The following is a 21,494-nucleotide window of genomic DNA, read 5'->3' as shown; positions in this document are numbered from 1 at the left end:
CGGTCAGCCGGCCTGCGAGAGCGGCGCGCGCCCCTCGGGCGCGACGTGCAGGAGCAGGCGGTCGAGGAGCTCGTCGACGTCGACGCCGTCGGCGAGCGCGTCGTAGGTGAGCACGACGCGGTGGCGCAGCACGTCGCGGGCGAGGTCGTGGACGTCGGCGTTGGTGACGTGCGAGCGGCCGCGCAGCAGCGCGACGGCCTGGGCGGCCTGGACGAGCCCGATCGACGCGCGCGGGCTGGCGCCGAACTCGATCAGCGGCGCGAGGTCGTGCAGGCCGTGGCGGGCGGGGTCGCGGGTGGCGGCGACGATCTGCACCGCGTAGGTGGCGACCTGCCGGTCGACCTGCACGCCGCGCGCGGCCTGCCGGTAGCGCAGCAGGTCGGCGGGCTCGAGCACGCGCTGGGCCTGGAGGCCCTCGCCGGCCTGGCCGCGGGCGATCGCGACCTCGTCCTCCAGGTCGGGGTAGTCGACCTTGATCTTGAAGAGGAAGCGGTCGACCTGCGCCTCGGGCAGCTGGTAGGTGCCCTCGGACTCGATCGGGTTCTGGGTCGCGAGGACGATGAACGGGCTCGGCACCTGGTAGCTCTGGCCGCCGATCGTCACCTGCTTCTCCTGCATGACCTCCAGCAGCGCGGACTGGACCTTCGCGGGGGCGCGGTTGATCTCGTCGGCGAGGACGAGGTTGGCGACGACCGGGCCGAGCTCGGTGCGGAACTCGTGCGTGTCCGGCTGCCAGATCCGCGTGCCGACGAGGTCGGCGGGGACGAGGTCGGGCGTGAACTGGATGCGGTTGAAGCTGCCGCCGAGCGTGTCGGCGAGCGTCCGGACGGTGAGCGTCTTCGCGAGGCCTGGGACGCCCTCGAGCAGCACGTGGCCGCCGCTGAGCAGCGCGATGAGGACCCGCTCGAGCATCGCGTCCTGCCCGACGACGACGCGCTTGCACTCCCACAGCGCACCCTGGAGCGCCTTGCGCGCCTGCCCGGCGACGTCGTCGTCGACGGCGGTCTCGGGGAGGAGGGGATCGTGGCCGTGCGGTTCGCTCATGCCCCACATGGTGCGGGACCGGGCGTCACGTCGGGGTAACGGCCGCCTCGTCGCGGCGCGCGGCCTGCCCGGCCGCGGGGGCGGGGACCGGGTCGGCGAGCAGCTCGACGCGCGCGACGAGCCCGCCGCCGGGCCGGGCGTGCAGGCGCAGCGTGCCGCCGTGCGCGCGGGCGACCTGGTGCACGATCGACAGCCCGAGGCCGGCGCCGCGGCCCTCGCGGCGGGTGCGGCCGCCGCGCTCGAACGGCTGGTGCAGGCGGTCGACGAGCTGCGGGTCGAGCTGCGGCCCGCGGCTGCGGACCTCCACGACGGCCCGGTCGCCGTCCTCGCGGCGGACGTCGAGCTCCGGGTCCTCGCCGTGCACGATCGCGTTCTCGACGAGGTTGACGACCACGCGGGTGAGGAGGACGTCGTCGCCGCGGACGACGACGGGCTCGACGCGACCGGGGACCCGCTCGAGCCCGAGCTGGTCGAGCGCGCGGCCGGCGGCGTCGGCGAGGTCGACCGGCTCGCGGCGCGGGACGCCGTCGGTGGCGCCGGCGAGCACGAGCAGCCCGTCGATCAGGCGCTCGGCGCCCTCCCCGGTCTCGACGACGCTGCGCAGGACGGCGCGCAGCTCCTCGGCGGTCGCGTCGGGGTCGTCGAGCGCGACCTCGACCTCGGCGCGGATCGACGTGAGCGGGGTGCGCAGCTCGTGGCTGGCGTTGGCGACGAAGCGCCGCTGCGCGCCGACCGCGCCCTCGACGCGGTCGAGCATCCCGTCGAAGGTGACGGCGAGGTCGTGCAGCTCGTCCTGCGGGCCGTCGGGGAGCCGCACGCGCTCACGGAGGTCGTCGCCCTCGCCGACGCGCCGGGCGGTCGCGGCGATCCGCCGCACGGGGGCCAGCAGCCGGCCGGCACCGGCCCAGGCGAGCGCGAGTGCGAGCAGGCCGGCGCCGACGACGGCGAGCACGTACTGGCGGGCCAGCTCGGACGCCACGTCGGTCGCGTACTGGGCGGGGACGGTCCGCTCCAGGTGGCGGTCCATGAGGCCCCAGCTGAGGCCCAGGACACCGGCGTTGAGGACCACGACGAGCGCGACGCAGCCCAGCGTCAGCCGCACCCGGAGCGAGGACCAGCGCCGCATCAGAGGCGGTAGCCGGCGCCCGGGACGGTGTGGATGACGGCGGGCTCGCCGAGCTTGCGGCGGAGCTTCATGACGATCATGCGGACGGTGTTCGTGAACGGGTCGACGTTCGCGTCCCAGACGCGCTCGAGCAGCTCCTCGGGGCTGACGACGGCGCCGTCGGCGGCGAGCAGGGCCTGCAGGACGCCGAACTCCTTGGCGCTGAGCTCGAGGTCGCGGCCGGCGCGGGTGGCGGTGCGGCGGGCCGGGTCGAGCTCGATGTCCCCGTGCGCGAGCACGGTCGGGCGGGCGACGCCGCCGCGGCGGGCGAGCGCGTGGACGCGCGCGACGAGCTCGGCGAACCGGAACGGCTTGGCGAGGTAGTCGTCGGCGCCCATCGCCAGGCCCTGCACGAGGTCGTCGGTCGTGCGGGCGGCGGTGAGCATGAGGATCTTCGTCTCGGGCTGCTCGGCGCTGAGCGTGCGGCAGACCTGGTCGCCGTGGACCTCGGGGAGGTCGCGGTCGAGGATGACGACGTCGTACGGGTGGACGCGGGCGTGCTGGAGCGCGACGGCGCCGTCGGGCGCGACGTCGACGGCGGCGCCATGGCGGCGCAGGCCCTTGGCGACCGCGGCGGCGACCTTGGGCTCGTCCTCGGCGAGGAGCAGTCGCATCTAGAGCTCCCGCGCGTTCTCGCTGCCGGGCAGCGACTCGCGGACCTCGCCGTCGGGCACCTGGTTCTGCGGCTCGGGGCAGGGCTTCACCTGCTCCTGCTGCTGCACGGGCTTCGTCACGGAGACGAGCTCGCTGTCGATCGAGCGCATGCCGTTGGCGGACGCGGCGAGGGCACCGGCGCCGAGCGTCACGGCGAGCGCGGTCACGGCACGGTGCACGAGGGCGGAGGGCATGACGTCCACTTCACCGCAGGGACCGTTCCGCAACCTTCAGGGAAGCTGAGAGTTTCCTGAGAACGAGGCGCGTCGGCGCTCAGATGACGCGGCCGAACCAGCGGATGGAGGCCAGCGCGCCCAGCAGGATCAGCAGCAGCGCGGTGCCCGCGAAGGTGCTGGAGACCTCCTGCTTGCGGTCCTCCTTGGCGAGCTTCGAGCCGAGGCTCTCGTAGACGCGATCGAGCTCCTGCGCGTCGCTGATGGCGAACGCCTCGCCGCCCGTGGTCTGCGCCACCTCGCGCATCGCCTGGACGTCGGGCGGCACGTCGCGGACCTGGCCGTCGGAGCCGGTGATCGTGCCGGACTGCGTGCCCAGCGCCACCGTGTACACGGGGATCTTCAGCTCCTTGGCCTTCTCGGCGGCCTCGGTGAGGCTGCCGCCGCGCACGCTCTTGCCGTCGGACAGCAGGACGATCGCGGACGGGGGCGCCTTGACGGTCTCGCGGCGTAGCCCGGTGAACGGGTCGATCTCGGTCTCCTGGGAGCCCGCCCGCTGGATCATCTCCAGCGCGGAGGTGATCGCGTCCCCGGTCGCCGTGCTGCCCGCCGCCCGGATCGTGCCGAGCGCGGCACGGACCGCGTCGTGGTCGCGGGTCGGGTTGGCGAGCACGGTCGCCCGCTGGTTGAAGGCGATCGCGCCGAGCCGCAGCGTGTCGGGCGTCGCGTCGACGAACGTCTGCGCCGCGTTGCGCGCCGCCACCAGCCGGTTCGGGGCCACGTCGGTCGCGAGCATCGAGCCGGACCGGTCGGTCACCACCACGACGGTGGCCTGCTCGACGGTGACCGCGCGCGTCGTCTGCGGCTTGGCGAGCGCGACGATCAGGCCGGTTACCGCGAGCACCTGCAGCGCGACCGGCACGTGCCGGCGCCAGCGCGGCCGGCGCGGCGCGACCGCGGCGAGCAGCGGCGCGGAGATCAGCGCCCGGCTCCGGGCGCCCGCGCGGCGCTCGTGCACGACGTAGGCCGCGACGATGCCGGGGACGACCAGCAGCGCGAGGAACCAGAGCGGGGCGCCGAAGCTCACGGCGTCGCCTGCTCGGGGCGCGTGCCGAGACGCACGCGGACGGTCTCCTGCGCGCCACCGCGGGTCAGCTTCACGTCGACCTCGTCGCCGGGCTTGAGGTCGGCGATCGAGTCGGCGACGTCGTCGGCCTCGCGGACGGCCTTGCCGTCGACCGCGGTGATGCGGTCGCCGACGCGGATCCCGGCCCGGTCCGACGGGCCGCCCGAGACGACCTCGGCGACCGTGGCGCCGGCCGGCCCGCTGACGGGATCGCCGGTGCTGACGCCGAGGAACGGGCGGCGGATCCGCTCGCCGGCCAGCAGGCGCGGCACGATCTCGCGGGCGGTGTTGGCCGGGACGGCGAAGCCGATGCCGACGTTGCCGCCGCCCCCGCCCGCGGTCGCGATCTGCGAGTTGACGCCGATGACCCGGCCGGCTCCGTCGAGCAGCGGGCCGCCGGAGTTGCCGGGGTTGATCGGGGCGTCGGTCTGCAGGACCTCGTCGATGCGGAAGCCGTTGGGCGCCTCGATGACGCGCTCGAGGCCGGAGATGATCCCCTCGGTCGCGGTGCGGTCGAGGCCGAGCGGGAAGCCGATCGCCAGCGCGTAGTCGCCGACCCGCACGTCGTCGGAGTCCGCGAGCTTCAGCGGCGTGATGCCCTTGACGTCGTCGGGGTCGGCGCGCAGCACGGCGAGGTCGGTGGACGGGTCGGTGCCGGCGACGCGCGCCTCGATCGGCTCGGCGCCGTCGTCGAGGCGGATCGCGACGGTGCGCGCGTCCTGCACGACGTGCGCGTTGGTGACGACGGTGCCGTTCTTGTCGATGAGGAACCCGGTGCCGGAGCCGAGGCTGCTGCCGGACCGCACCCGGATCGACACGACCGCGCCGCTGGCGCCCGCGTAGAGCTTGGCGGTGGAGGACTGCTTGAGCTGGCCGTTGACGGCGGGCAGCGGCGCGGCCTGGGTGCCGCGCGGGACGCGGTCGGGCTCGTCGTCGCCGAGCGCGGCGATCGCGCTCGCGCCGCCCGCGCCCACGAGCACGGCTGCGCCGACGATCAGCGCGGTGCGGCGGCTCTTGCGGGGCGGCTCGGGCGGGAGCGGGTCCATCCACTGCCGCGGCGACTCGTCGCCGCGCTCGGGCCAGTCGTCGGGGCGGTCGGTCCACAGGCTGGGGTCGCGGCGGCGGGACATGACCGGGAGGGTGTCGCATCCGGCGTCACGCCGCCGTAACGGCCCCCGACCGGCGCGCGTGCGCGCGCCAACCCGGCCGCGCGGGCGGGCCGACTAGGCTGCGGCGATGGCCGCTCCCACCGTCACCCAGCACCCCGACGCCGACAAGCCGCGCTTCGAGGCGCACGTCGACGGTCGCCTCGCGGGCTACGCGGAGTACCTCGTGGCGGGCGTGCGCGTCGTGTTCACGCACACCGAGGTCGATCCGGCGTTCGAGGGCCAGGGCGTCGGCGGGGCGCTCGCGCGCGCCGCGCTGGACTGGGTGCGGACGACCGGCGAGCTCGAGGCGGTGCCGGTCTGCCCGTTCGTCGCCGGGTGGATCCACCGGCATCCGGACTACGCCGATCTGGTCACCCCGGCGCTCCGTCCGCAGTTCCAACGGTGAGCGCGATGGGCATGCCAGAGGGCATGTCCTCCTCCTCTTCCGTCCAGGTCCCCACCGTCACGCTCGACGGCGACGTCCAGATCCCGCAGCTGGGCTTCGGGGTCTGGCAGGTCCCCCCGAAGGAGACCTACCAGGCCGTCGCCGAGGCGCTGCGCGTCGGGTACCGCCACATCGACACCGCTGCCGCCTACGGCAACGAGGCGGGCGTCGGCCAGGCGCTGCGCGCCAGCGGCATCGACCGCGACGACGTCTTCATCACGACGAAGTGCTTCAACGACGACCACGGCAAGGATCAGGCGACCGCGGCGCTGAAGCGGTCGCTGCAGCAGCTCGAGCTCGACCACGTCGATCTGTACCTCATCCACTGGCCGGTACCCACCCAGGACCGCTACGTGGAGACGTGGGAGGCGTTCGTCGAGGCGCGCGAGCAGGGCCTCGTGCGGTCGATCGGCGTGTCGAACTTCAACCCCGCGCACCTGCAGCGGCTCGTCGACGAGACCGGTGTCACCCCGGCGATCAACCAGGTCGAGCTGCACCCGTACTTCCAGCAGACCGGCCTGCGGCGCGAGCACGAGGACCTCGGGATCGCGACCGAGGCGTGGAGCCCGCTCGCGCAGGGCCAGGTCTTCGAGGACGACACGCTTGCGGGGATCGCCGAGCGCCACGGGCGCACCGTCTCGCAGGTCGTCGTGCGCTGGCACCTGCAGCTCGGCAACGTCGTGATCCCGAAGTCGGTGACGCCGTCGCGGATCGCGGAGAACTACGACGTCCTGTCGTTCCACCTCACCGAGGCGGACATGGAGGCGATCGCCGCGCTGGACGCCGGCCGGCGGATCGGCCCGGACCCCGAGACGTTCGTGCGGCCGTAGCCGGGCACCGCCGGGTCGTAGGCTCGCTCCATGAGCACACGCGGAGTCGTCGTCGTCAGCGGAGCGAGCCGGGGCATCGGCCGGGAGGTCGCGACGACGCTCGCGGCCGACGGGTGGACGGTGCTGGCGGGGGCGCGTGACCCCGCGACGCTCGAGGGCGTCGACGGGGTCGAGCCCGTGCAGCTGGACGTCACCGACGGGGCGAGCGTCCGGGCGGTCGCGGCGCGGGCGAGCGAGTTCGGCGGCGCGACCGCGCTGGTGAACAACGCGGGCATCATCGGCGAGAACGTGCGCGGCCCGGTCCTCGAGCAGGACCTCCAGGAGGTGCGCCGCGTGTTCGAGACGAACGTCCTCGGCGCCTGGGCGCTGCTGCAGGCGCTGACCCGGCAGCTGCGCGCGGCCGGCCCGCGCGGCCGCGTGGTGAACGTGTCCTCCGGGATGGGCCAGCTCTCCGACGCGCAGTCGGGCGCGGGCGCCTACCGGGTCTCGAAGGTCGCGCTGAACATGCTGACGGTCACGGCGGCCAACGAGCTGCGTGCCGACGGCGTGCTCGTCAACGCGACGTGCCCGGGCTGGGTGCAGACCGACATGGGCGGCCCGCAGGCCCAGCGGACGGTCGCCGAGGGTGCCGCGAGCGTCCTGTGGGGCGTGCGCCTGCCGGACGACGGCCCGACCGGCGGGTTCTTCCGCGACGGTGAGCCGCTGCCCTGGTAGGGCGGGGCCGAGTGGACCGCTGATTCTTCCGCGAAGGACGAGCGGTCCACACGACCCGCCGCGCCGCGCCGGTACCACCCGGGCGCCGGCGCGGCGAGCGCGCGAGCCTCAGGTGGCCGCGCGGACGAACACGCACGTGCGGTACGTGCGCGTCTGCTGCAGCACCCGACCGCCACGCGTGAGCACCCGGATCCGCAGCGTCACCGTCTGCGCGGGCCGACCACGGAGATCCACCGTGGTGACCAGCCGGCCCTGCTCCCGCCGGACCGCCAGCCGCCTGCCCCCGAGCGTCACGGTCGCCGACCGCGCCCCGCGCAGCAGCCGCACCGTGAACCGCCGCACCGACCGGCACACGTTCGGCGTCACCACCGGCGCCGCCGGCCCCGCCGCCGGGCCACCGTCCGGCGCGACCGCCGGGGACGCCGGGGCCGCCGGGGAGGCCGGGCTCGCCGGGGCGGTGCCGATCGTCACCGGGTCACTGCACGCGCCCGGGTTGTTGAACCGGTCGGTCACCGTCGCGGAGATCGTCGTCGTGCCCGACTCGGGCGCATCGACGAGGAAGCCCTCGTCGGCCGCCTGCGCGGTCGACAGCGCCGGCTGCGGCGGCCCCGAGCACATCGCCGCCCGGAACAGGAACACCAACCCCGGCTCCGTGCCCGTCACCCGCACCCGCACCTGGGTCGCCGACACCCGCGTCACCGCCAGCGTCGGCTTGCCCGGCGCGACGCCGTCGTGCTCGTAGGTGATCGCCTCCGAGCACGGGGAGGCGACCCCGTCCACCGTCGCGGTCGCCGTCAGCGTCGAGACCGTGTTCGCCGGGACCGTGATCGGGATCCCCGCCCCGCCAACCGCGAACGCTGCGGCCGTCCCCGAACCCACCGGTGCTCCCGAGCAGTCCGCCGACCGATACACCGTCACCGTCGACCCCGCCGGAGCGACACCACGCACCTTCGGCGACGTCGTGTTCCCGCCCCCGCTCGGGTCGGTCCCCACCTGCGTCGGACGCGCCGGCAGCGGCGCCGCGAACACGTACGCCGCACCGGCGGACATCGCCGTGTTGCTCGTCTGGTCCCCGTTGATGCCGGTCGCCGCGCCGTCCTCGAGATACGCGCCGCTGACGACGGTCCCGCCGCTGACGCCGACCGACCAGCCGAAGCTGTCGCCGTTGTCCGCGTTGGACGCCTTGAGGCGATGCTCCGGCGTCCACGTGGTCCCGGAGCGCGTGTAGGTGAACGCGGCGCCCGACAGGGAGGCAGAGGTGCTCGACGGGTTCGGTCCGTCGACGCTCCGGTCCGTGCTCGACTCGCCGGTCGCAGCGACGACGAGCCGGTCGCCGTCGACCGCGATCGCATGGCCGAACGACTGGCCTGCACGGGTGTTGGAGGCCTTCACGTAGGCCTGACGGGTCCATTCGCCCGAGGCGCTGCGGAGGAACACCCAGGCCGCACCCGCATCGTTCGCCGAGTCGTCGGCCTCCGTCCCACCGACGCCGGTGGCGACGCTGTCATCACCGGTGGCGCCGATCGCGATCGTGGATCCGTCGATCGCCACCGACCAGCCGAAGCGGTCGTTCGTCCCGACGGTCCCGGCCTTGAGGAACGCCTCCTGCGCCCAGGTCGTCCCCGTCCGGGCGAACACGTAGGCCGCGCCGGCGCCGGACGCCGCGTTGTTGGACTGGTCACCGAGCGGCGACTGGCTGGCCTCGCCCCAGGCGCCGACGACGATGCGGTCGCCGCTGACCGCCACCGCGGCGAAGCGGTCGTTGAAGCCGGTGTTGGACGCCTTCAGGTACGCCTGCTGGCTCCAGCTCCCAGCGGTGCGCGTGTAGACGTACGCCGCCCCGGACGCCGGGGTGCCGTTGACGTTCTGGTTCCCGTTGACCCCGGTCGACGCGCTGGCCTCGGCGGCCGCCCCGACGACGATCGTGTCGCCGTCGACGCCGACCGACACGCCGTAGTTGTCGTTGGCCTCGGTGTTCGAGGCCTTCAGGTACGCCTGCTGCGACCACGTCGTGCCGGTGCGCGTGAACACGTAGGCCGCACCGGAGTTCCCGGCGGTGTCGTCGGCCTCGTTGCCGTTCACCCCGACCGCGGCGCTGTCCTCGTCGCGCGCGCCGACGACGATCGTGTCCCCGTCGACGTCCACCGACCAGCCGAAGCCGTCGTTCTCCCCCGGGTTCGAGGCCTTCAGATACGCCTGCTGCGTCCACGTCGTCCCCGTCCGGACGTAGACGTACGCGGCACCGGAGGCGGGTCGTGCCGGCGTGGCGGTCGGGCTGTCGTTCACGCCGACCGCTCCGGAGCTCTCGGCGCGCGCGCCGACGACCATCGTGTCGCCGTCGATCGCCACCCCGTGGCCGAAGAACTGGCCGACGGGACTGTGCTGCGGCTTGACGTACGCCTGCTGCGCGAGCGCCGCGTGGGCGCTGGACGCGCCCGCGAGCGCGCCCGGGACGACGACGAGCGCGCACGCGAGCGCGCGCCTCAGTGCTGACCTGCTCATGGAACCCCTGCCTTGCCGTTGTGTGGACCCCGGGCGTACCCCCGCCCGGACCTGCGGCGCGCGATGCTAGGGCGCGACCCCCCGGACCGCCAACCCGCGCGTGGGTATTTCCCGCCACCGACCGACGGCCCGGCGCGCCGCTGCTAGCCCAGCGGCACGTCGCCGAGCGCCTCGTAGCGGGCGCCGCCCGGCTCCAGGAACGAGCGGTGCAGCGTCACGACGTCGACCGGGAACGTCGCCTGCGGGGACGGCCCGAGCAGTGGCGCGACCCCGTCCTGCACGGCGCGCCCGGCGCCGCGCGCCACGGTCACGTGGGGGCGGAAGCGCGGGTGGTCCTCCGCGAACCCCACGGCGTCGTCGAGCGCGCGGACGATCCGGTCGCGCAGCTCCCCGAGGGCGCCCGTGCGGTCGACCACGTCGACCGCGAGCGCCCGCGGCCGCCGGGGCGGGAGCCAGCACGGCCCGGCGAGCGCCAGCTCGATCGGCGCGCGGCCACCGGTGAGCGTCCACTCGTCGACCCCCGCACGCACGGCGCGCAGCGTGGCCTCGACGTCGGCCGCGGGGCGGGCGCCGAGGAAGGCGAGCGTCACGTGCACGTTCGCGGGCGGCACCGGACGCAGGCCCGCGCCGCGGTGGGCGCGGGCCCACGCGGCGAGCTCGTTCGCCAGGCGTGGCGGCGGCGCGACCGCGACGAACAGCCGGTGACCGGGGCGCGTCACGGTCCGCGGTGCGTCAGCTGAAGCGGTCCCAGCGGTGCAGGAACGGCTGGGGGTCCAGCAGCCGCCCGCCGCGGGTCCGCAGCTCGAAGTGCAGGTGGCAGCCCGTCGTCCGCGCGTTGCCGGAGTCCCCGACCGAGCCGATCGTCTGCCCGGTGCGGACCCGGTCCCCGCGGCGCACGCGCGGCGTGGTGCGCAGGTGCGCGTACCGGTAGGTGCGCCCGTCGAGCGCGCCGCGGACGATCACCTCGTGGCCGTAGAGCACCGGGTCGAAGCGGCTGCGCACGACGGTGCCGCCGCGCGCAGCGACCATCCGCGTGCCGCACGGCGCGTTGACGTCGTACCCCTCGTGGGTGCGCCCGCCGTTGCGCGGCACGCCGAACAGCCCGATCACGCCGCGGTCGGCGTGCGGGCCGCGGATCGGGTACATGTGGCCGCGCAGCGTGAACGTCCCGAGCCGCCGGCGCTCCCCGATCGCGGGCGCGACGACGCGGACGCGGTAGCGACCGTCCGGCGCCGCAGCCCCGCTGCCGCGCACGCCGTCCCAGCGCACGACCTGCTCCCGGCCCGGTCGTGCCGCGCGCACCGTGAGCCGTCGCGCGACCGTGCCGTCGCGCTCGGCGACGATCTCGACGTCGAGGTCGAGCGTGCGGCTGCCGGTCGGCGTGAACGCGATCCGCACCGGGTCGCGCACGAGAAAGATCCGCGCGGGGCGCACCCGCTGCTGCGTGACGCCGAAGTCCGGCGGGGGAGCGGCGGCCGCCGCGGTGGCGAGGAGCGCGAGCACGGTCGCGGATCATAGACGCGGCCGGGGCGCTGCCGGCCGCGTCGGCGCGACCGGTCAGGCGGTCGCGGGCTCGCGCGGGGACGCGGTCCCGAACACGAGGTCGGCGTCCTCGATCGGCCCTTCGCGCAGGCGCGCGACGTCCGCCTCGTAGGCCATCTCCACGGTCCAGGCGCCCTCCGCGCCCGCCTGCGGGAACCGGTCGATCCCGCGCTGGACGTAGCCGGAGCTGAGGTCCATCAGCGGGGCGCGCCGGATCTCGCGGTCCAGGCGCGGCGTGAACGTCGTCTTGCCGTGCGCGTCCATGTGGTCGAGCAGGCGGCAGAAGTGCTCGCAGACGAGATCGACCTTCAACGTCCACGACGCGTTGGTGTAGCCGAACGCGAACGCGAAGTTCGGCACGTTCGACAGCATCATGCTCTTGTAGACGACGCAGTCCGGGATCGAGACGTCCTCGCCGTCGACCGCGAGCTCGATGCGGCCGAACGCCAGCATGTTCAGGCCGGTCGCCGTGACGACGATGTCCGCCTCGAGGACCCGGCCCGAGCTGAGCCGGATGCCCTCGGGGACGAAGCGGTCGATCGTGTCCGTGACGACCGACGCGTCGCCGCGACGGATCGAGCGGAAGAAGTCCCCGTCGGGGACCATGCACAGCCGCTGGTCCCACGGGTCGTAGGACGGGTTGAAGTGCGTGTCGACGTCGTAGCCCTTGGGCAGCCGCCGGCGCGCGTCGGCCATGATGACCTTGCGGACCGCCTTCGGGTAGCGCTGCGCGAGCTTGTACAGGCCACGCTGGATGCGGATGTTCTTGCGGCGCGTGCTCTGGTGCGCGCGTTCCTGCCCGACGAACCGCTTGAGCAGCTGCGCGACCGGGTCCACGGACGGGATCGACAGCACGTAGCTGGGGGAGCGCTGGAGCATCGTGATGTGCGCGGTCTCGCGCGCCATCGACGGGATCAGCGTCACGGCGGTCGCGCCGCTGCCGATGACGACGACGCGCTTGCCGGTGTAGTCGAGGTCCTCGGGCCAGTGCTGCGGGTGCACGAGCCGGCCCTCGAAGTCCTCGAGGCCCGCGAACTCCGGGGTGTACCCCGCCTCGTAGTCGTAGTAGCCGGTGCCCAGGAACAGGAACCGGGAGGTCACCTCGACGGTCTCCCCGTCGGGCCGCTCGGCGGTCACCGTCCAGGTGCCGGTGTCGGTGGCGTACTCGGCGCGACGGACCTGGTGGCCGAAGCGGATGTGGGGACCGATCCCGGCGCTGTCGACGGTGTCCTGCAGGTACTCGACGATGTACTGCGCCTCGGCGATCGACTTCTCGTGCGTCCAGGGCTTGAAGTCGTAGCCGAAGGTCGGCATGTCGGAGTCCGAGCGGATGCCCGGGTACTTGAAGAGGCTCCAGGTGCCGCCGATCTCCTGCCGTCCGTCGAGGATCGCGAACGACGTGCCCGGTCGCTTCGTGCTCAGGTGGTGCGCGGCTCCGATGCCCGAGATGCCTGCGCCGACGATGAGGACGTCGACCTCCGCTGTGGTGCTCATCCCTCCATGCTGCCGGGCGCGGGGCCGTCTGTCCATGTGGGACGGCCACAGACCCGCGCGCGACTCAGACGAGCAGTCGCAGGCGCCGGTCGGCGACGCCGATGCGCACCCGCTGGGCCCAGTCGAGCGTGAGCCGGTCGTCCTCGATGCCGTCCCCGAACACGACCCCGCCCTCGTCGAGCTGGCAGGTGGCGGTCAGCTCGTCGCGGGCGGCGAGCAGGCCCGCGGTCAGCGACGCGCCGGTGGCCGGACCGGCCCACGCCTCGCGGACGAACCAGGCGAGCCGCTCGTCGGTCGGGGCGGGCAGGGCGAGCCGCTCGCCGCGCGCGGCGTTGATGCTCGCGGCCCAGCCGGTCGCGCCGGTGCCGGTCGTGACGATCAGCCCCGAGGACGAGTGGCGCTCCTGGGCGTCGCCGACGTCCAGGACGTAGCGGGCCGACTGGTGGGTGCGGTGTCCGAGGAAGATCTCGTTGAGCGCCAGCAGCCGCTGCCCGTCGTCGAGCCGCGCCTGCACCATGGTGCGCTGCTCGCTGCGGTCGCGGCCGGCGAGCAGGTCGGCGCAGAGGTCGGCGAGCGCGTCCGGCGGGTGCGGCACGAGCAGCCCGGGATTGCGCCCGGGGTCCGGGTCGAGCCCGACGACCGGCTGCCCGTCCAGGTACTTCGCGACGTTGGCGACGAGGCCGTCCTGTCCGAGGACGACGACGACGTCGTCGGGCCCGAACAGGAACCGGTCGAGCTCGGCCCGGTCGACGGTCGCCCGCCGCCAGTCCGCGGGGACGGCGGCGAGCACGCGGGTGCGGGTCTCCTCGTAGCGCAGGTGGCGCTCCTCGACCTCGGCGAGCTCGAGGTCCCGCTGGGCGAGGAAGAACCGGGCCTGCTCGCGCGTGCCGTGCCGCGCGAGCAGCTGCCGGTACTCGGTGGGGCGCTCGACGAGCACGGCGCGGGGGAGCATCGCCTAGCCCTCCTGGCGCCCGACGCGCGCCAGGAGCGGCGTGAGCATGTCGGGGGTGATCGTCAGGTGCTCGATGGCCCCGAGCTGGCCGGCGAGCTCGCGGACCGCGAGGGCGAGCAGGACCTCGGGCGGGGTCTGCGCGTCGATCTGCGCGCGGGCCTCCTCGATCCGCAGGCGGGCCCCGTCGACGAGGTCGATCGTCGCGGCGTCGCGGCGGGCACCCAGCTCGGCGCGCTCGTCGGCGGCCTGGGCGGCGACGAGCGCGGCGGTCGCCTCCTCCTCCGCGCGCCGGCGGGCGTTGGCGCCGTCCTGGGCGACGAGCTCCTCCTCGCGGCGGGCGAGCTCGATGCGGTTCTTCAGCTCGTTGTCGGCGATCGCGCGCTCGTTCTCGACGGCCAGGGCGCGGCGGCGGAACGTCGCCTCGTCGGCCTCCTGCTGGATCGCCTCGCGGGTGGGCTGCTGGAGGGCCCGCTCCATGTCCGCGGTCGGGGTGACGGCGGCGACGCGCACGGCGACGACCTCGAGGCCGAGCTCGTCGAGCGCGATCTCGGCGTCGAGGCCGGCCGCGATGCGGTCGCGGATCGGGGCGACGCCGTCGGCGAGGATGCGACGCAGCTCGACCTTGACGAGGTCGTCGATGACGAACTGCTGGGCGAGCTGCATGAGCAGGCCGGCGAGCTGCTCCAGCGGCGTCTGGGTCCAGCGGCCGGTCTCGAGGTCGATGGCGAAGTCGATGCGACGGGCGAGCAGCTCGGGGTCCGTGACGCGGAAGGTGATGACGCCCTGGACGGTGAGCTCCTGGAAGTCGGCGCTGCGCACGTGGAAGACGAACGGCAGCTCGCGGTCGTCGACGGGGACCTCGGCGACGGCGGTGTTGATCGGGCGGAACCAGAAGGCCGCCCCGGGGCCGGCGGTGGTGAGCGCGCCGCCGCGGTAGCGCAGCACGTGGCTCGTGGGCTCGGCGCGGAGGTGACGGAAGAGGGGGAACTGCCTGATCTCGGCCATGGGGTCGATTCCTTTCTGGTCGTAATGCCTAAAACAACCCTAGACCCGCGACACGTGGCGCGTCAAGTCAATATTGGGCAATCTGCCTATTTGGCGTGTATACGCTCCCTTCGCCGCGTAGGCTGACGGATGTGCCGTGGACCGCGACCAACACCGAGGGCCGCCCCGCCCCCGCCGCCCTCGCGGTCGACGCCGTCGTCCTGCGCGTCGCCGACCGCCGGCTCGAGGTGCTCGCGCTCCGCACGGAGGACGGTCGGCGCGCGCTGCCCGGCGGCCTGCTCGGCCCCCGCGACGACCCGGCCGAGGCGGTCCGCCGGGTCCTCGCGGAGAAGACCGGGCTCGACGGGATCTACCTCGAGCAGCTCGCCGCCTTCGCCGACCCGGACCGCGACCCACGGGGCTGGATCCCGTCGATCGCCCACCTCGCCCTCGTCCCCGCGGACACGACCCCCCGTGACCCCGCGGCCCGCTGGGTGACCGCGCGCGGCCGGCACCGCTGGGCCCACGACCACCGCGACATGCTCGCCCTCGCGGTGGACCGCGTCGAGGGGAAGCTGTGGTGGTCCAACGTCGCGGTGGGCCTGCTCCCCGCCGCGTTCACCCTCAGCCAGGCCCGTGCCGTCTACGAGGGCGTCGCCGACACGGGCTACGACGGCGCCACGTTCGCGCGGGACCTCAAGGCCACGGGGCTCGTCGAGCCCACCGGCGAGCGGCGCAGCGACGGCCCGGGCCGCCCGGCCGCCCTCTACCGCTTCGTCACCGCCGCGCCCGCCTGGGGCGCCGGCCGGCGCAAGCGCGTCTCGCCCGCCTGACCGCGGCGCCCCCGCACCGGCAGCGCGCCGCGAACGAGCGCTGCCTCGCGCCCCGGCGCTGCGTCACGCCCGCGGTCTCGGCACGCCCCGGCGTCGCGCCGCGCCCCGGCGCGTCACGCCCACGGCGTGGCGCGCAGCCCGGCACCCCCAGCACCGCAGCGAACCATGACCGCCGTACCAAACCCCGCACCCAGCGCGGAGTTCGCACGGCGGTCGCGCCGCGGCACGCGGCCGAGTCCGTGCACGACCCCGCCAGCTCCGCCCGCGACCTCATGGGCACCGGGATCGTCGAGCCCGCTTCGGGCGTCGCACCGCGAGGCCCGTCCGCGGTCTCCCGCTTCGTCGCCGGCGCTGCCGCCTGGGGTGCGGGCCCCCGCAAGCTGTCGCCCCGGCCTGACCCACGCGCGCTGCCGGCAGCGCACCCGTCGCGCGCCGGAGAGGCGTTGCGTCTCGGCCGAGCGGGCGCTCCGCAGCGCCCCGGACAAAAGCCGCAAGAGGCACAAGCGCCGGGTGGCGCCCCGAACGGGCCCGGCGTCGCGCCCACGGCGCCTCGCGCGACGAGCGCACCGGACCCACCACGGCGCCCCCGGCACCGGCACCGGACGCCCCCGGGCCGCCCCGGGCCCGCGACCGCCGTACGAAACCCCGCATCCAGCGCGGGGTTCGTACGGCGCTGCGGCATCGGGCGGCCGCGCGCCGGGTGCGGGAGGATGGCCGCGTGCCGCGCCGCCTCGTCCAGCTCTACCTCGGCCTCGTGCTCTACGGGGCCAGCGGCGGCGCGATCCTGCTCGCCGGGCTCGGCGTCGATCCGTGGGACGTGCTGCACCAGGGCCTCTCCCGGCAGACCGGGATCGGCGTCGGCATCTGGGTGATGCTCGTCGGCGCGGCCGTGCTGCTGCTGTGGATCCCGCTGCGCCAGCGCCCGGGCCTCGGGACGGTCAGCAACGTGCTCGTCGTCGGGCTCGTCATCGAGCTGATGCTCACGACGCTCGAGACCCCGGACGATCTCGCGGCGCGCTGGGCCCTGCTGCTCGGCGGCGTCCTCTTCAACGGCGTCGCGACCGGCCTCTACATCGGCGCGCGCCTCGGGCCGGGCCCGCGCGACGGCCTGATGACGGGCTACGTCGCGCTGCGCGGCGGCTCGATCCGGGCGGTCCGCACGACGATCGAGGTCGCCGTGCTCGTGGTCGGCGCCGTGCTCGGGGGCACGGTCGGGATCGGCACGCTCGTGTACGCGGTCGGCATCGGGCCGCTCGCGCACGTGTTCGTCCCGCTGTTCGAGGTCCCCGGGGCGCGGCCCGCGGACCCCGAGCCTCAGCCCTGCGCCTCGACGTAGGTCTTCAGCTTCGTGGGCATCGACTCGACGAGCTGGCCGCGCAGCACGTCGACGAGCGGGCCGCGGATGACCATGCCGAGCGTGCGGCCGAAGTCGACCTCCATGTGGACGGTCGCCTTCGTGCGGTCGCCGCCGAGGTCCTCGAACTCCCAGCGGCCCTTGATCGACTTCAGCGCGCCTTTCTCCTGCTCCCAGGTCAGGCCCGAGTTCGGCGTGTAGGCGAAGCGCATCGTCACGTCGATCGTCTTGACCTTCAGGTCAGTCTCCATGACGACCTTCGTCTGCTCGCCCGCCGCGTTGGTCTCGACGACGTCCGCGGACTTGATCTCCGGCTGCCACTTGGGCGCGATGCCGGGCTCGGCGGCGATGGCGTAGACGGTCTGGATGGGCGCGTCGATCTCGACGCTCGCGGTTCCGGTGAGGGCCATGCCCGGACCCTATCCGGGCGGTCCGCCCAGCAGCGAGACGTCCACCAGCAGGAAGGCGGCGACCGCGACGACCATGACGGCGAACGCCTTGCCGAGCGTGGCCTGCGGCAGCCGCGCGCCGACGAACGACCCGGCCAGCGCCCCGGTGGCGGTGGCGCCCGCGAGCGCGGCGGTCAGCCCGATGTCGGCGAGACCGGCGCCGGCGACGAGGTGGCTGGCGAGCGCGGCGAGCCCGGTCAGCGTGATGATGACCAGCGAGGTGGCGACCGCCCGGCGGAAGCGCATGCCCAGCCAGACCGTCAGCAGCGGCACGATGACGAAGCCGCCGCCGACCCCGAAGAACCCGGTCAGGAGCCCGACGCCGAGCCCGGCCGGCGCGATCCGGCGGGCGGTGACGACCGCGCACAGGCCGTCCTCCTCCCCCTCGTGGTCCTCGCACGCGCGCCGCCATGTGGCCGCTGCCGCGGTGAGCATCACCGGGATGAACGACAGGACGAGGACCTTCGGGTCGGCCTGCTCGTTGAGCACCGCGCCGCCGAGCGCGCCGAGCGCGGCCGGCCCGGCGAACAGCAGCGCGACCCGCCAGCAGACCTTGCCGTCCAGCGCGGGACGCCCCGCCCCGACGGCCGCCGCGAGCGCGACGACGACGAGCGACGCGGTCGACGCGGGCCCGGGCGGCTCCCCGAGCACGTAGACGAGCACCGGCAGCGCGAGGATCGCCCCGCCGCCGCCGACGGTGCCGACGACGAGCCCGATCGCGAGGCCGAACGGGATCGCGAGCGCGATCACGAGCTCAGAGCACCCGCCCGTCGGCGGGGACGATCGGCAGCCCGGCCGCCAGCCAGGCGCCCATGCCGCCGTCGACGTTGATGACCTGCGTCAGTCCGGCGTCGACCGCCGCGCGTGCGGCCTGGCCGCTGCGGTTGCCCGAGCGACAGATGAAGGCGATCGGGCGGCCGGCCGCCTCGGTACGCAACCGGTCGAGCCGGCCGGAGACCTCGGCGAGCGGCACGTGCTGCGCGTCACCGGCGTGGCCTGCCTGCCACTCGTCGTCCTCGCGGACGTCGACGAGCAGGACCTCGCCGGCAGCGGCGCGCGGTGCGATCTGCGCGGGCGTGACCGTCGTGAACGACGCATCGGGAGTCGCGCCGGTGGAGCGGTCGTCGCCACCGCAGGCGACCAGACCGCCCGAGGCGGCGAGCGCGATCACCGTGCGCAGCAGTCGTCGGCGCATCTAGCGACCCTTCGTCGTCGTGGGGAGTCCGGCCCGCTGCCAGGCCAGCATGCCACCCCGGACGTTCGCCGCGTGAAGACCGTGTTGCCGGGCGGCGCTCACCGCGGCGCCGCTTCGCATCCCGGACTTGCAGACGAAGGCGACGTCACGGCCGTCGGCGGCGAGCTGCGCGCAGGCGGCACCGACGCCGGCGAGGGGCACGTTCCGCGCCCCGGGCGCGTGCCCGGAGCGGAACTCCCCCGGCTCGCGGACGTCGACGAGCAGCAGCTCCCCGGCCGCCGCCCGCTCGTGGGCGGCGACCGGGGTCAGGGCGGCGGAGCGCCCGAGGAGGCGATCGAGGAACCCCATGTCAGTGACCGAACCGGACGTCGGGGAGGATCCGCTTGAGCGGTGCCGGCACCGCCCAGGCGGCGCGGCCGGTCAGCCGCAGCAGGACCGGCACGAGCAGCAGGCGCACGAGCGCCGCGTCGAGCAGCACGGCCACGCCGAGGATGATCCCCATCTCCTTCGGGGGCAGCGGCCCGGACAGCGCGAACGTGAAGAACACGGCGACCATGACGGCGGCGGCGGCGAAGATCACGCGGCCGGAGTGGGCGAGGCCGCCGACCATCGCCTCCTTCGGGTCACCGGTGCGGTCCCAGTGCTCCTTGGCGGACGACAGCAGGAAGACCGTGTAGTCCATCGAGATCGCGAAGATCATCGCGAAGAAGAACACGGGCCCCCAGGCGTCGAGGAAGCCCTGGGACTCGAAGCCGAGCAGGCTCGCCCCGTGGCCGTCCTGGAAGACGAGCTTCGCGACGCCGAACGCCGCGCCCGTGGCGAGGAGGTTCGTGACCGTGCCGATCAGCGCCACGAGCGGCGCCTGCAGCGCCACGAGCAGCAGCAGGAAGCCGAGCGCGAGGACGACGCCGATGACCAGCGGGGTCTTGGCGGCGAGCTCCTGCTCGAGGTCGTGGTTCTCCGCGGTGGCCCCGCCGACCTGGCTGCCCGCGGGCAGGGTGTCGCGCAGGCGGTCGATCGTCGCACCGACCGACGGGTCCGAGGGGTCCGTCCTGGGGACGGCCTGGAGCAGCACGACGTCGCCACTGCGACCGGGCTGGGCCGGGGCGACCTGCGCGATCCCGCCGTCGGCCTGCAGGGCGGTGCGGGCCGCGTCGGCCTCGGCGGTCGGCACGACGACCTGCAGCGTGCCCGGGGCCCCGGGGCCGAACGCGTCCTGGACGAGGCCGTAGCCGACGCGGGAGGAGTCCTCCTGGGGCACGACCTTGATCGACGGCATGCCCGTGTCGAGGTGCAGGACCGGGACGGCGAGCGCCAGCAGGACGCCGAGGGCCGCGAGACCGGCGAGCCAGGGCCGGGCCCAGAGCCGCTCACCCCAGGCGGCGAAGCGCGCGGAGCGCGGCTCGCTCGCCTTCGCCCACGGGACCGCCCGGGCGTTGATCCGGTGCCCCTTGCGACCGAGCACCGCGGGCAGCAGCGTCAGGCTCGCGGCGAGGACGAAGATGACGCTCACCATGATCCCGCCGGCCATCGACCGGAACGCGGGGCTGTCCACGAGCATCACCGCGCTGAGCGAGATCAGGACGGTGATGCCGCTGAAGAGCACGGCCTTGCCGGCGGTGTCCATCGTCGCCGCGACCGCGTCGGGGACGTCGTCCGGCGTCTCGCGCAGCGCGGCGCGGAAGCGCATCACCACGAACAGCGCGTAGTCGATGCCGAGCGCGAGCGCGAACATCAGCGCGAAGTTCATCGCCCAGATCGAGATGTCGAACACGTGCGTGCCGAGGTACAGGGAGCCGGCGGAGGCGACCAGGCCGAGGATCGTGAGCAGCAGCGGCAGACCGGCGGCGGCGAGACCGCCGAACGCGAGCACGAGGATGCCGAGGGTGACCGGCCAGCTGTAGAGCTCGCTCTTCATCATCGCGGCGCGGTTGGCCTCGTTGAAGTCCGACCACAGCCCCGAGGCGCCGGTCATGGCGATCTCGATGCGGTCGTCCCCGAGCGCGCGCACCGGCTCCTTCAGGTCGTCCGCCGCGCGGACCATGTCGTTGGCGTCCGCCGCGGCGCCGGCCATCACGATCGCGGTGCGGCCGTCCTGGCTGATCGTCACGCCGGGCTGCGGCCCGACGACCTGCGAGACCCGGTCGTCCTCCTGGAGCACCCGCGTCACCGCGGCGATGCGCTGCGCGAACGCGGGAGAGGTCGCGGTGTCCGTGGTGCTGTGCAGGGCGACCATCAGCCCGGTCGAGTTCAGCCCGCCGAACTCCTGCTGGACGAGGTCGCGGACCTGGACGGACTCCGAGCCGGAGTCCTGCCAGCCGGCCCCCGAGAGCGCGTGCTCGACCTTCGGGGCGAAGACGCCCAGGCCGATGACGAGGACCGCCCAGACGGCGAACACGGCACGACGGTGCGTGGCCGCCCAGCGGCCGAGTCGGCCGATCGGGCCGTGACGGTGCGCCCGGGGCGCGGGGCCGGACGCGGGCGCCGCGGGGCGCGGGAGGGTGGTGCTCATCGGTCGGCCTCGGCGCTCGCGCCGGCCTCGCCGAGCAGGGCGGTCAGCTCGGAGAGCTGCTGCTGCAGCCCGCCGCAGACCTGCTCGCAGAGGTCGAAGACGGCGCGGTCGGCGATCGCGTAGATCGAGCTGGTGCCCTCCTTGCGCCGCGAGACGATGCCGGCCTGGAGCAGGACGCCGAGGTGCTTGGAGACGTTCTGCTGCGAGGCGCCGAGGCGCTCGGTGAGCTCCCCGACGGACAGCTCCTCCTCGCGCAGGAGGTCGAGCGCGCGGATGCGCAGCGGGTCACCCATGACGCGGAAGCGCTGGGCGATGAGCTCGGCGAGGTCGGCGGGGATGGGATGCGGGACGGCCATGGTCGGTGCTCCTGGGCGGGAG

The 21,494-nt window shown here is 74.7% G+C and carries 23 protein-coding genes; 5 read left to right on the top strand and 18 right to left on the bottom strand.

The window, feature by feature from the left end:
• Positions 1–3: 3 nt before the first annotated feature.
• From C7Y72_RS08725 to C7Y72_RS08700, 6 genes are all read right to left on the bottom strand, one after another.
• Entirely contained in the window at positions 4–1,044 is a 1,041-nt protein-coding gene (locus C7Y72_RS08725; RefSeq protein WP_107568374.1) for an AAA family ATPase, read from the bottom strand.
• Between the two features lie 25 nt (positions 1,045–1,069).
• Entirely contained in the window at positions 1,070–2,170 is a 1,101-nt protein-coding gene (locus C7Y72_RS08720; RefSeq protein ID WP_107568373.1) for a HAMP domain-containing sensor histidine kinase, read from the bottom strand.
• Complete coding sequence (locus C7Y72_RS08715; RefSeq protein WP_107568372.1) at positions 2,170–2,823, bottom strand: response regulator transcription factor; 654 nt, start codon at positions 2,821–2,823, stop codon at positions 2,170–2,172. The genes C7Y72_RS08720 and C7Y72_RS08715 overlap by 1 nt, the downstream gene beginning before the upstream one ends.
• On the bottom strand, positions 2,824–3,057 hold the full coding sequence (locus tag C7Y72_RS08710; protein WP_146175302.1) for a hypothetical protein: 234 nt from the start codon (positions 3,055–3,057) through the stop codon (positions 2,824–2,826).
• Positions 3,058–3,136: 79 nt separating this feature from the next.
• On the bottom strand, positions 3,137–4,123 hold the full coding sequence (locus tag C7Y72_RS08705) for a VWA domain-containing protein (RefSeq protein ID WP_107568370.1): 987 nt from the start codon (positions 4,121–4,123) through the stop codon (positions 3,137–3,139).
• Entirely contained in the window at positions 4,120–5,292 is a 1,173-nt protein-coding gene (locus C7Y72_RS08700) for a S1C family serine protease (RefSeq protein ID WP_107568369.1), read from the bottom strand. Before C7Y72_RS08700 ends, C7Y72_RS08705 begins: the two co-directional genes overlap by 4 nt.
• Positions 5,293–5,398: 106 nt before the next feature.
• Here C7Y72_RS08700 and C7Y72_RS08695 point away from each other — a divergent pair, with 106 nt between their 5' ends.
• The 3 genes from C7Y72_RS08695 to C7Y72_RS08685 are packed head-to-tail and all read left to right on the top strand — an operon-like array spanning position 5,399 to position 7,299.
• On the top strand, positions 5,399–5,716 hold the full coding sequence (locus C7Y72_RS08695; RefSeq protein WP_107568368.1) for a GNAT family N-acetyltransferase: 318 nt from the start codon (positions 5,399–5,401) through the stop codon (positions 5,714–5,716).
• 23 nt (positions 5,717–5,739) lie between these two features.
• Entirely contained in the window at positions 5,740–6,585 is an 846-nt protein-coding gene (locus tag C7Y72_RS08690; RefSeq protein WP_107568367.1) for an aldo/keto reductase, read from the top strand.
• 30 nt (positions 6,586–6,615) lie between these two features.
• Positions 6,616–7,299 carry an SDR family NAD(P)-dependent oxidoreductase gene (locus tag C7Y72_RS08685; protein ID WP_107568366.1) on the top strand — a complete coding sequence of 228 codons (684 nt, stop codon included), beginning with the start codon at positions 6,616–6,618 and terminating at the stop codon, positions 7,297–7,299.
• Positions 7,300–7,407: 108 nt separating this feature from the next.
• On the opposite strand, the gene C7Y72_RS08680 is transcribed toward C7Y72_RS08685, so the two are convergent.
• The 6 genes from C7Y72_RS08680 to C7Y72_RS08655 form a co-directional block, all read right to left on the bottom strand.
• The gene (locus tag C7Y72_RS08680; protein ID WP_107568365.1) at positions 7,408–9,801 is read right to left on the bottom strand and encodes an FG-GAP repeat protein; all 2,394 of its coding nucleotides are present in this window, start codon (positions 9,799–9,801) and stop codon (positions 7,408–7,410) included.
• Positions 9,802–9,944: 143 nt separating this feature from the next.
• Positions 9,945–10,520 carry an RNA 2',3'-cyclic phosphodiesterase gene (thpR, locus tag C7Y72_RS08675; protein WP_107568364.1) on the bottom strand — a complete coding sequence of 192 codons (576 nt, stop codon included), beginning with the start codon at positions 10,518–10,520 and terminating at the stop codon, positions 9,945–9,947.
• 13 nt (positions 10,521–10,533) lie between these two features.
• Positions 10,534–11,304, bottom strand: coding sequence for a peptidoglycan DD-metalloendopeptidase family protein (locus C7Y72_RS08670; protein WP_107568363.1), 771 nt, complete (start codon positions 11,302–11,304; stop codon positions 10,534–10,536).
• A 54-nt stretch (positions 11,305–11,358) separates the two neighbouring features.
• Positions 11,359–12,837, bottom strand: a complete 1,479-nt coding sequence (locus tag C7Y72_RS08665) for a flavin-containing monooxygenase (RefSeq protein ID WP_107568362.1) — start codon at positions 12,835–12,837, stop codon at positions 11,359–11,361.
• Positions 12,838–12,901: 64 nt separating this feature from the next.
• Positions 12,902–13,789: an NAD(+)/NADH kinase gene (locus C7Y72_RS08660; RefSeq protein ID WP_107568361.1), complete on the bottom strand. Its 888-nt coding sequence runs from the start codon at positions 13,787–13,789 to the stop codon at positions 12,902–12,904.
• A 3-nt stretch (positions 13,790–13,792) separates the two neighbouring features.
• Positions 13,793–14,794, bottom strand: a complete 1,002-nt coding sequence (locus C7Y72_RS08655; RefSeq protein WP_107568360.1) for an SPFH domain-containing protein — start codon at positions 14,792–14,794, stop codon at positions 13,793–13,795.
• Positions 14,795–14,925: 131 nt separating this feature from the next.
• On the opposite strand from C7Y72_RS08655, the gene C7Y72_RS08650 reads away from it, so the two are divergent.
• Positions 14,926–15,606: an NUDIX hydrolase gene (locus tag C7Y72_RS08650; protein WP_107568359.1), complete on the top strand. Its 681-nt coding sequence runs from the start codon at positions 14,926–14,928 to the stop codon at positions 15,604–15,606.
• A gap of 718 nt (positions 15,607–16,324) precedes the next feature.
• The gene (gene yczE / locus C7Y72_RS08645; RefSeq protein ID WP_196189284.1) at positions 16,325–16,942 is read left to right on the top strand and encodes a membrane protein YczE; all 618 of its coding nucleotides are present in this window, start codon (positions 16,325–16,327) and stop codon (positions 16,940–16,942) included.
• On the opposite strand, the gene C7Y72_RS08640 is transcribed toward yczE, so the two are convergent.
• The 6 genes from C7Y72_RS08640 to C7Y72_RS08615 are packed head-to-tail and all read right to left on the bottom strand — an operon-like array spanning position 16,921 to position 21,472.
• Positions 16,921–17,370 carry a type II toxin-antitoxin system RatA family toxin gene (locus tag C7Y72_RS08640; protein WP_107568357.1) on the bottom strand — a complete coding sequence of 150 codons (450 nt, stop codon included), beginning with the start codon at positions 17,368–17,370 and terminating at the stop codon, positions 16,921–16,923. The genes yczE and C7Y72_RS08640 overlap by 22 nt on opposite strands.
• Before the next feature lie 9 nt (positions 17,371–17,379).
• Positions 17,380–18,159: a sulfite exporter TauE/SafE family protein gene (locus tag C7Y72_RS08635; RefSeq protein WP_107568356.1), complete on the bottom strand. Its 780-nt coding sequence runs from the start codon at positions 18,157–18,159 to the stop codon at positions 17,380–17,382.
• Positions 18,160–18,163: 4 nt separating this feature from the next.
• Positions 18,164–18,604, bottom strand: coding sequence for a rhodanese-like domain-containing protein (locus tag C7Y72_RS08630; protein WP_107568355.1), 441 nt, complete (start codon positions 18,602–18,604; stop codon positions 18,164–18,166).
• On the bottom strand, positions 18,605–18,952 hold the full coding sequence (locus C7Y72_RS08625) for a rhodanese-like domain-containing protein (RefSeq protein WP_107568354.1): 348 nt from the start codon (positions 18,950–18,952) through the stop codon (positions 18,605–18,607).
• Between the two features lies 1 nt (position 18,953).
• Positions 18,954–21,116, bottom strand: coding sequence for an MMPL family transporter (locus C7Y72_RS08620; protein WP_107568353.1), 2,163 nt, complete (start codon positions 21,114–21,116; stop codon positions 18,954–18,956).
• Positions 21,113–21,472 carry an ArsR/SmtB family transcription factor gene (locus C7Y72_RS08615; RefSeq protein WP_107568352.1) on the bottom strand — a complete coding sequence of 120 codons (360 nt, stop codon included), beginning with the start codon at positions 21,470–21,472 and terminating at the stop codon, positions 21,113–21,115. The genes C7Y72_RS08620 and C7Y72_RS08615 overlap by 4 nt, the downstream gene beginning before the upstream one ends.
• Positions 21,473–21,494: the final 22 nt, after the last annotated feature.

The sequence above is a fragment of the Paraconexibacter algicola genome (genome assembly GCF_003044185.1).
In the GTDB taxonomy this organism is placed as follows: Bacteria; Actinomycetota; Thermoleophilia; order Solirubrobacterales; family Solirubrobacteraceae; genus Paraconexibacter; species Paraconexibacter algicola.
The sequence above is the reverse complement of the archived record's forward strand: the minus strand, read 5'-3'. Positions and strand labels throughout refer to the sequence as shown.

What these genes read in the sequence shown, in the direction of transcription:
- C7Y72_RS08725 (WP_107568374.1), bottom strand. Translation starts at nt 1,044, where the DNA reads ATGAGCGAACCGCACGGCCACGATCCCCTCCTCCCCGAGACCGCCGTC.
- C7Y72_RS08720 (WP_107568373.1), bottom strand. Translation starts at nt 2,170, where the DNA reads ATGCGGCGCTGGTCCTCGCTCCGGGTGCGGCTGACGCTGGGCTGCGTC.
- C7Y72_RS08715 (WP_107568372.1), bottom strand. Translation starts at nt 2,823, where the DNA reads ATGCGACTGCTCCTCGCCGAGGACGAGCCCAAGGTCGCCGCCGCGGTC.
- C7Y72_RS08710 (WP_146175302.1), bottom strand. Translation starts at nt 3,057, where the DNA reads ATGCCCTCCGCCCTCGTGCACCGTGCCGTGACCGCGCTCGCCGTGACG.
- C7Y72_RS08700 (WP_107568369.1), bottom strand. Translation starts at nt 5,292, where the DNA reads ATGTCCCGCCGCCGCGACCCCAGCCTGTGGACCGACCGCCCCGACGAC.
- C7Y72_RS08695 (WP_107568368.1), top strand. Translation starts at nt 5,399, where the DNA reads ATGGCCGCTCCCACCGTCACCCAGCACCCCGACGCCGACAAGCCGCGC.
- C7Y72_RS08690 (WP_107568367.1), top strand. Translation starts at nt 5,740, where the DNA reads ATGTCCTCCTCCTCTTCCGTCCAGGTCCCCACCGTCACGCTCGACGGC.
- C7Y72_RS08685 (WP_107568366.1), top strand. Translation starts at nt 6,616, where the DNA reads ATGAGCACACGCGGAGTCGTCGTCGTCAGCGGAGCGAGCCGGGGCATC.
- C7Y72_RS08680 (WP_107568365.1), bottom strand. Translation starts at nt 9,801, where the DNA reads ATGAGCAGGTCAGCACTGAGGCGCGCGCTCGCGTGCGCGCTCGTCGTC.
- C7Y72_RS08665 (WP_107568362.1), bottom strand. Translation starts at nt 12,837, where the DNA reads ATGAGCACCACAGCGGAGGTCGACGTCCTCATCGTCGGCGCAGGCATC.
- C7Y72_RS08660 (WP_107568361.1), bottom strand. Translation starts at nt 13,789, where the DNA reads ATGCTCCCCCGCGCCGTGCTCGTCGAGCGCCCCACCGAGTACCGGCAG.
- C7Y72_RS08655 (WP_107568360.1), bottom strand. Translation starts at nt 14,794, where the DNA reads ATGGCCGAGATCAGGCAGTTCCCCCTCTTCCGTCACCTCCGCGCCGAG.
- C7Y72_RS08640 (WP_107568357.1), bottom strand. Translation starts at nt 17,370, where the DNA reads ATGGCCCTCACCGGAACCGCGAGCGTCGAGATCGACGCGCCCATCCAG.
- C7Y72_RS08630 (WP_107568355.1), bottom strand. Translation starts at nt 18,604, where the DNA reads ATGCGCCGACGACTGCTGCGCACGGTGATCGCGCTCGCCGCCTCGGGC.
- C7Y72_RS08625 (WP_107568354.1), bottom strand. Translation starts at nt 18,952, where the DNA reads ATGGGGTTCCTCGATCGCCTCCTCGGGCGCTCCGCCGCCCTGACCCCG.
- C7Y72_RS08620 (WP_107568353.1), bottom strand. Translation starts at nt 21,116, where the DNA reads ATGAGCACCACCCTCCCGCGCCCCGCGGCGCCCGCGTCCGGCCCCGCG.
- C7Y72_RS08615 (WP_107568352.1), bottom strand. Translation starts at nt 21,472, where the DNA reads ATGGCCGTCCCGCATCCCATCCCCGCCGACCTCGCCGAGCTCATCGCC.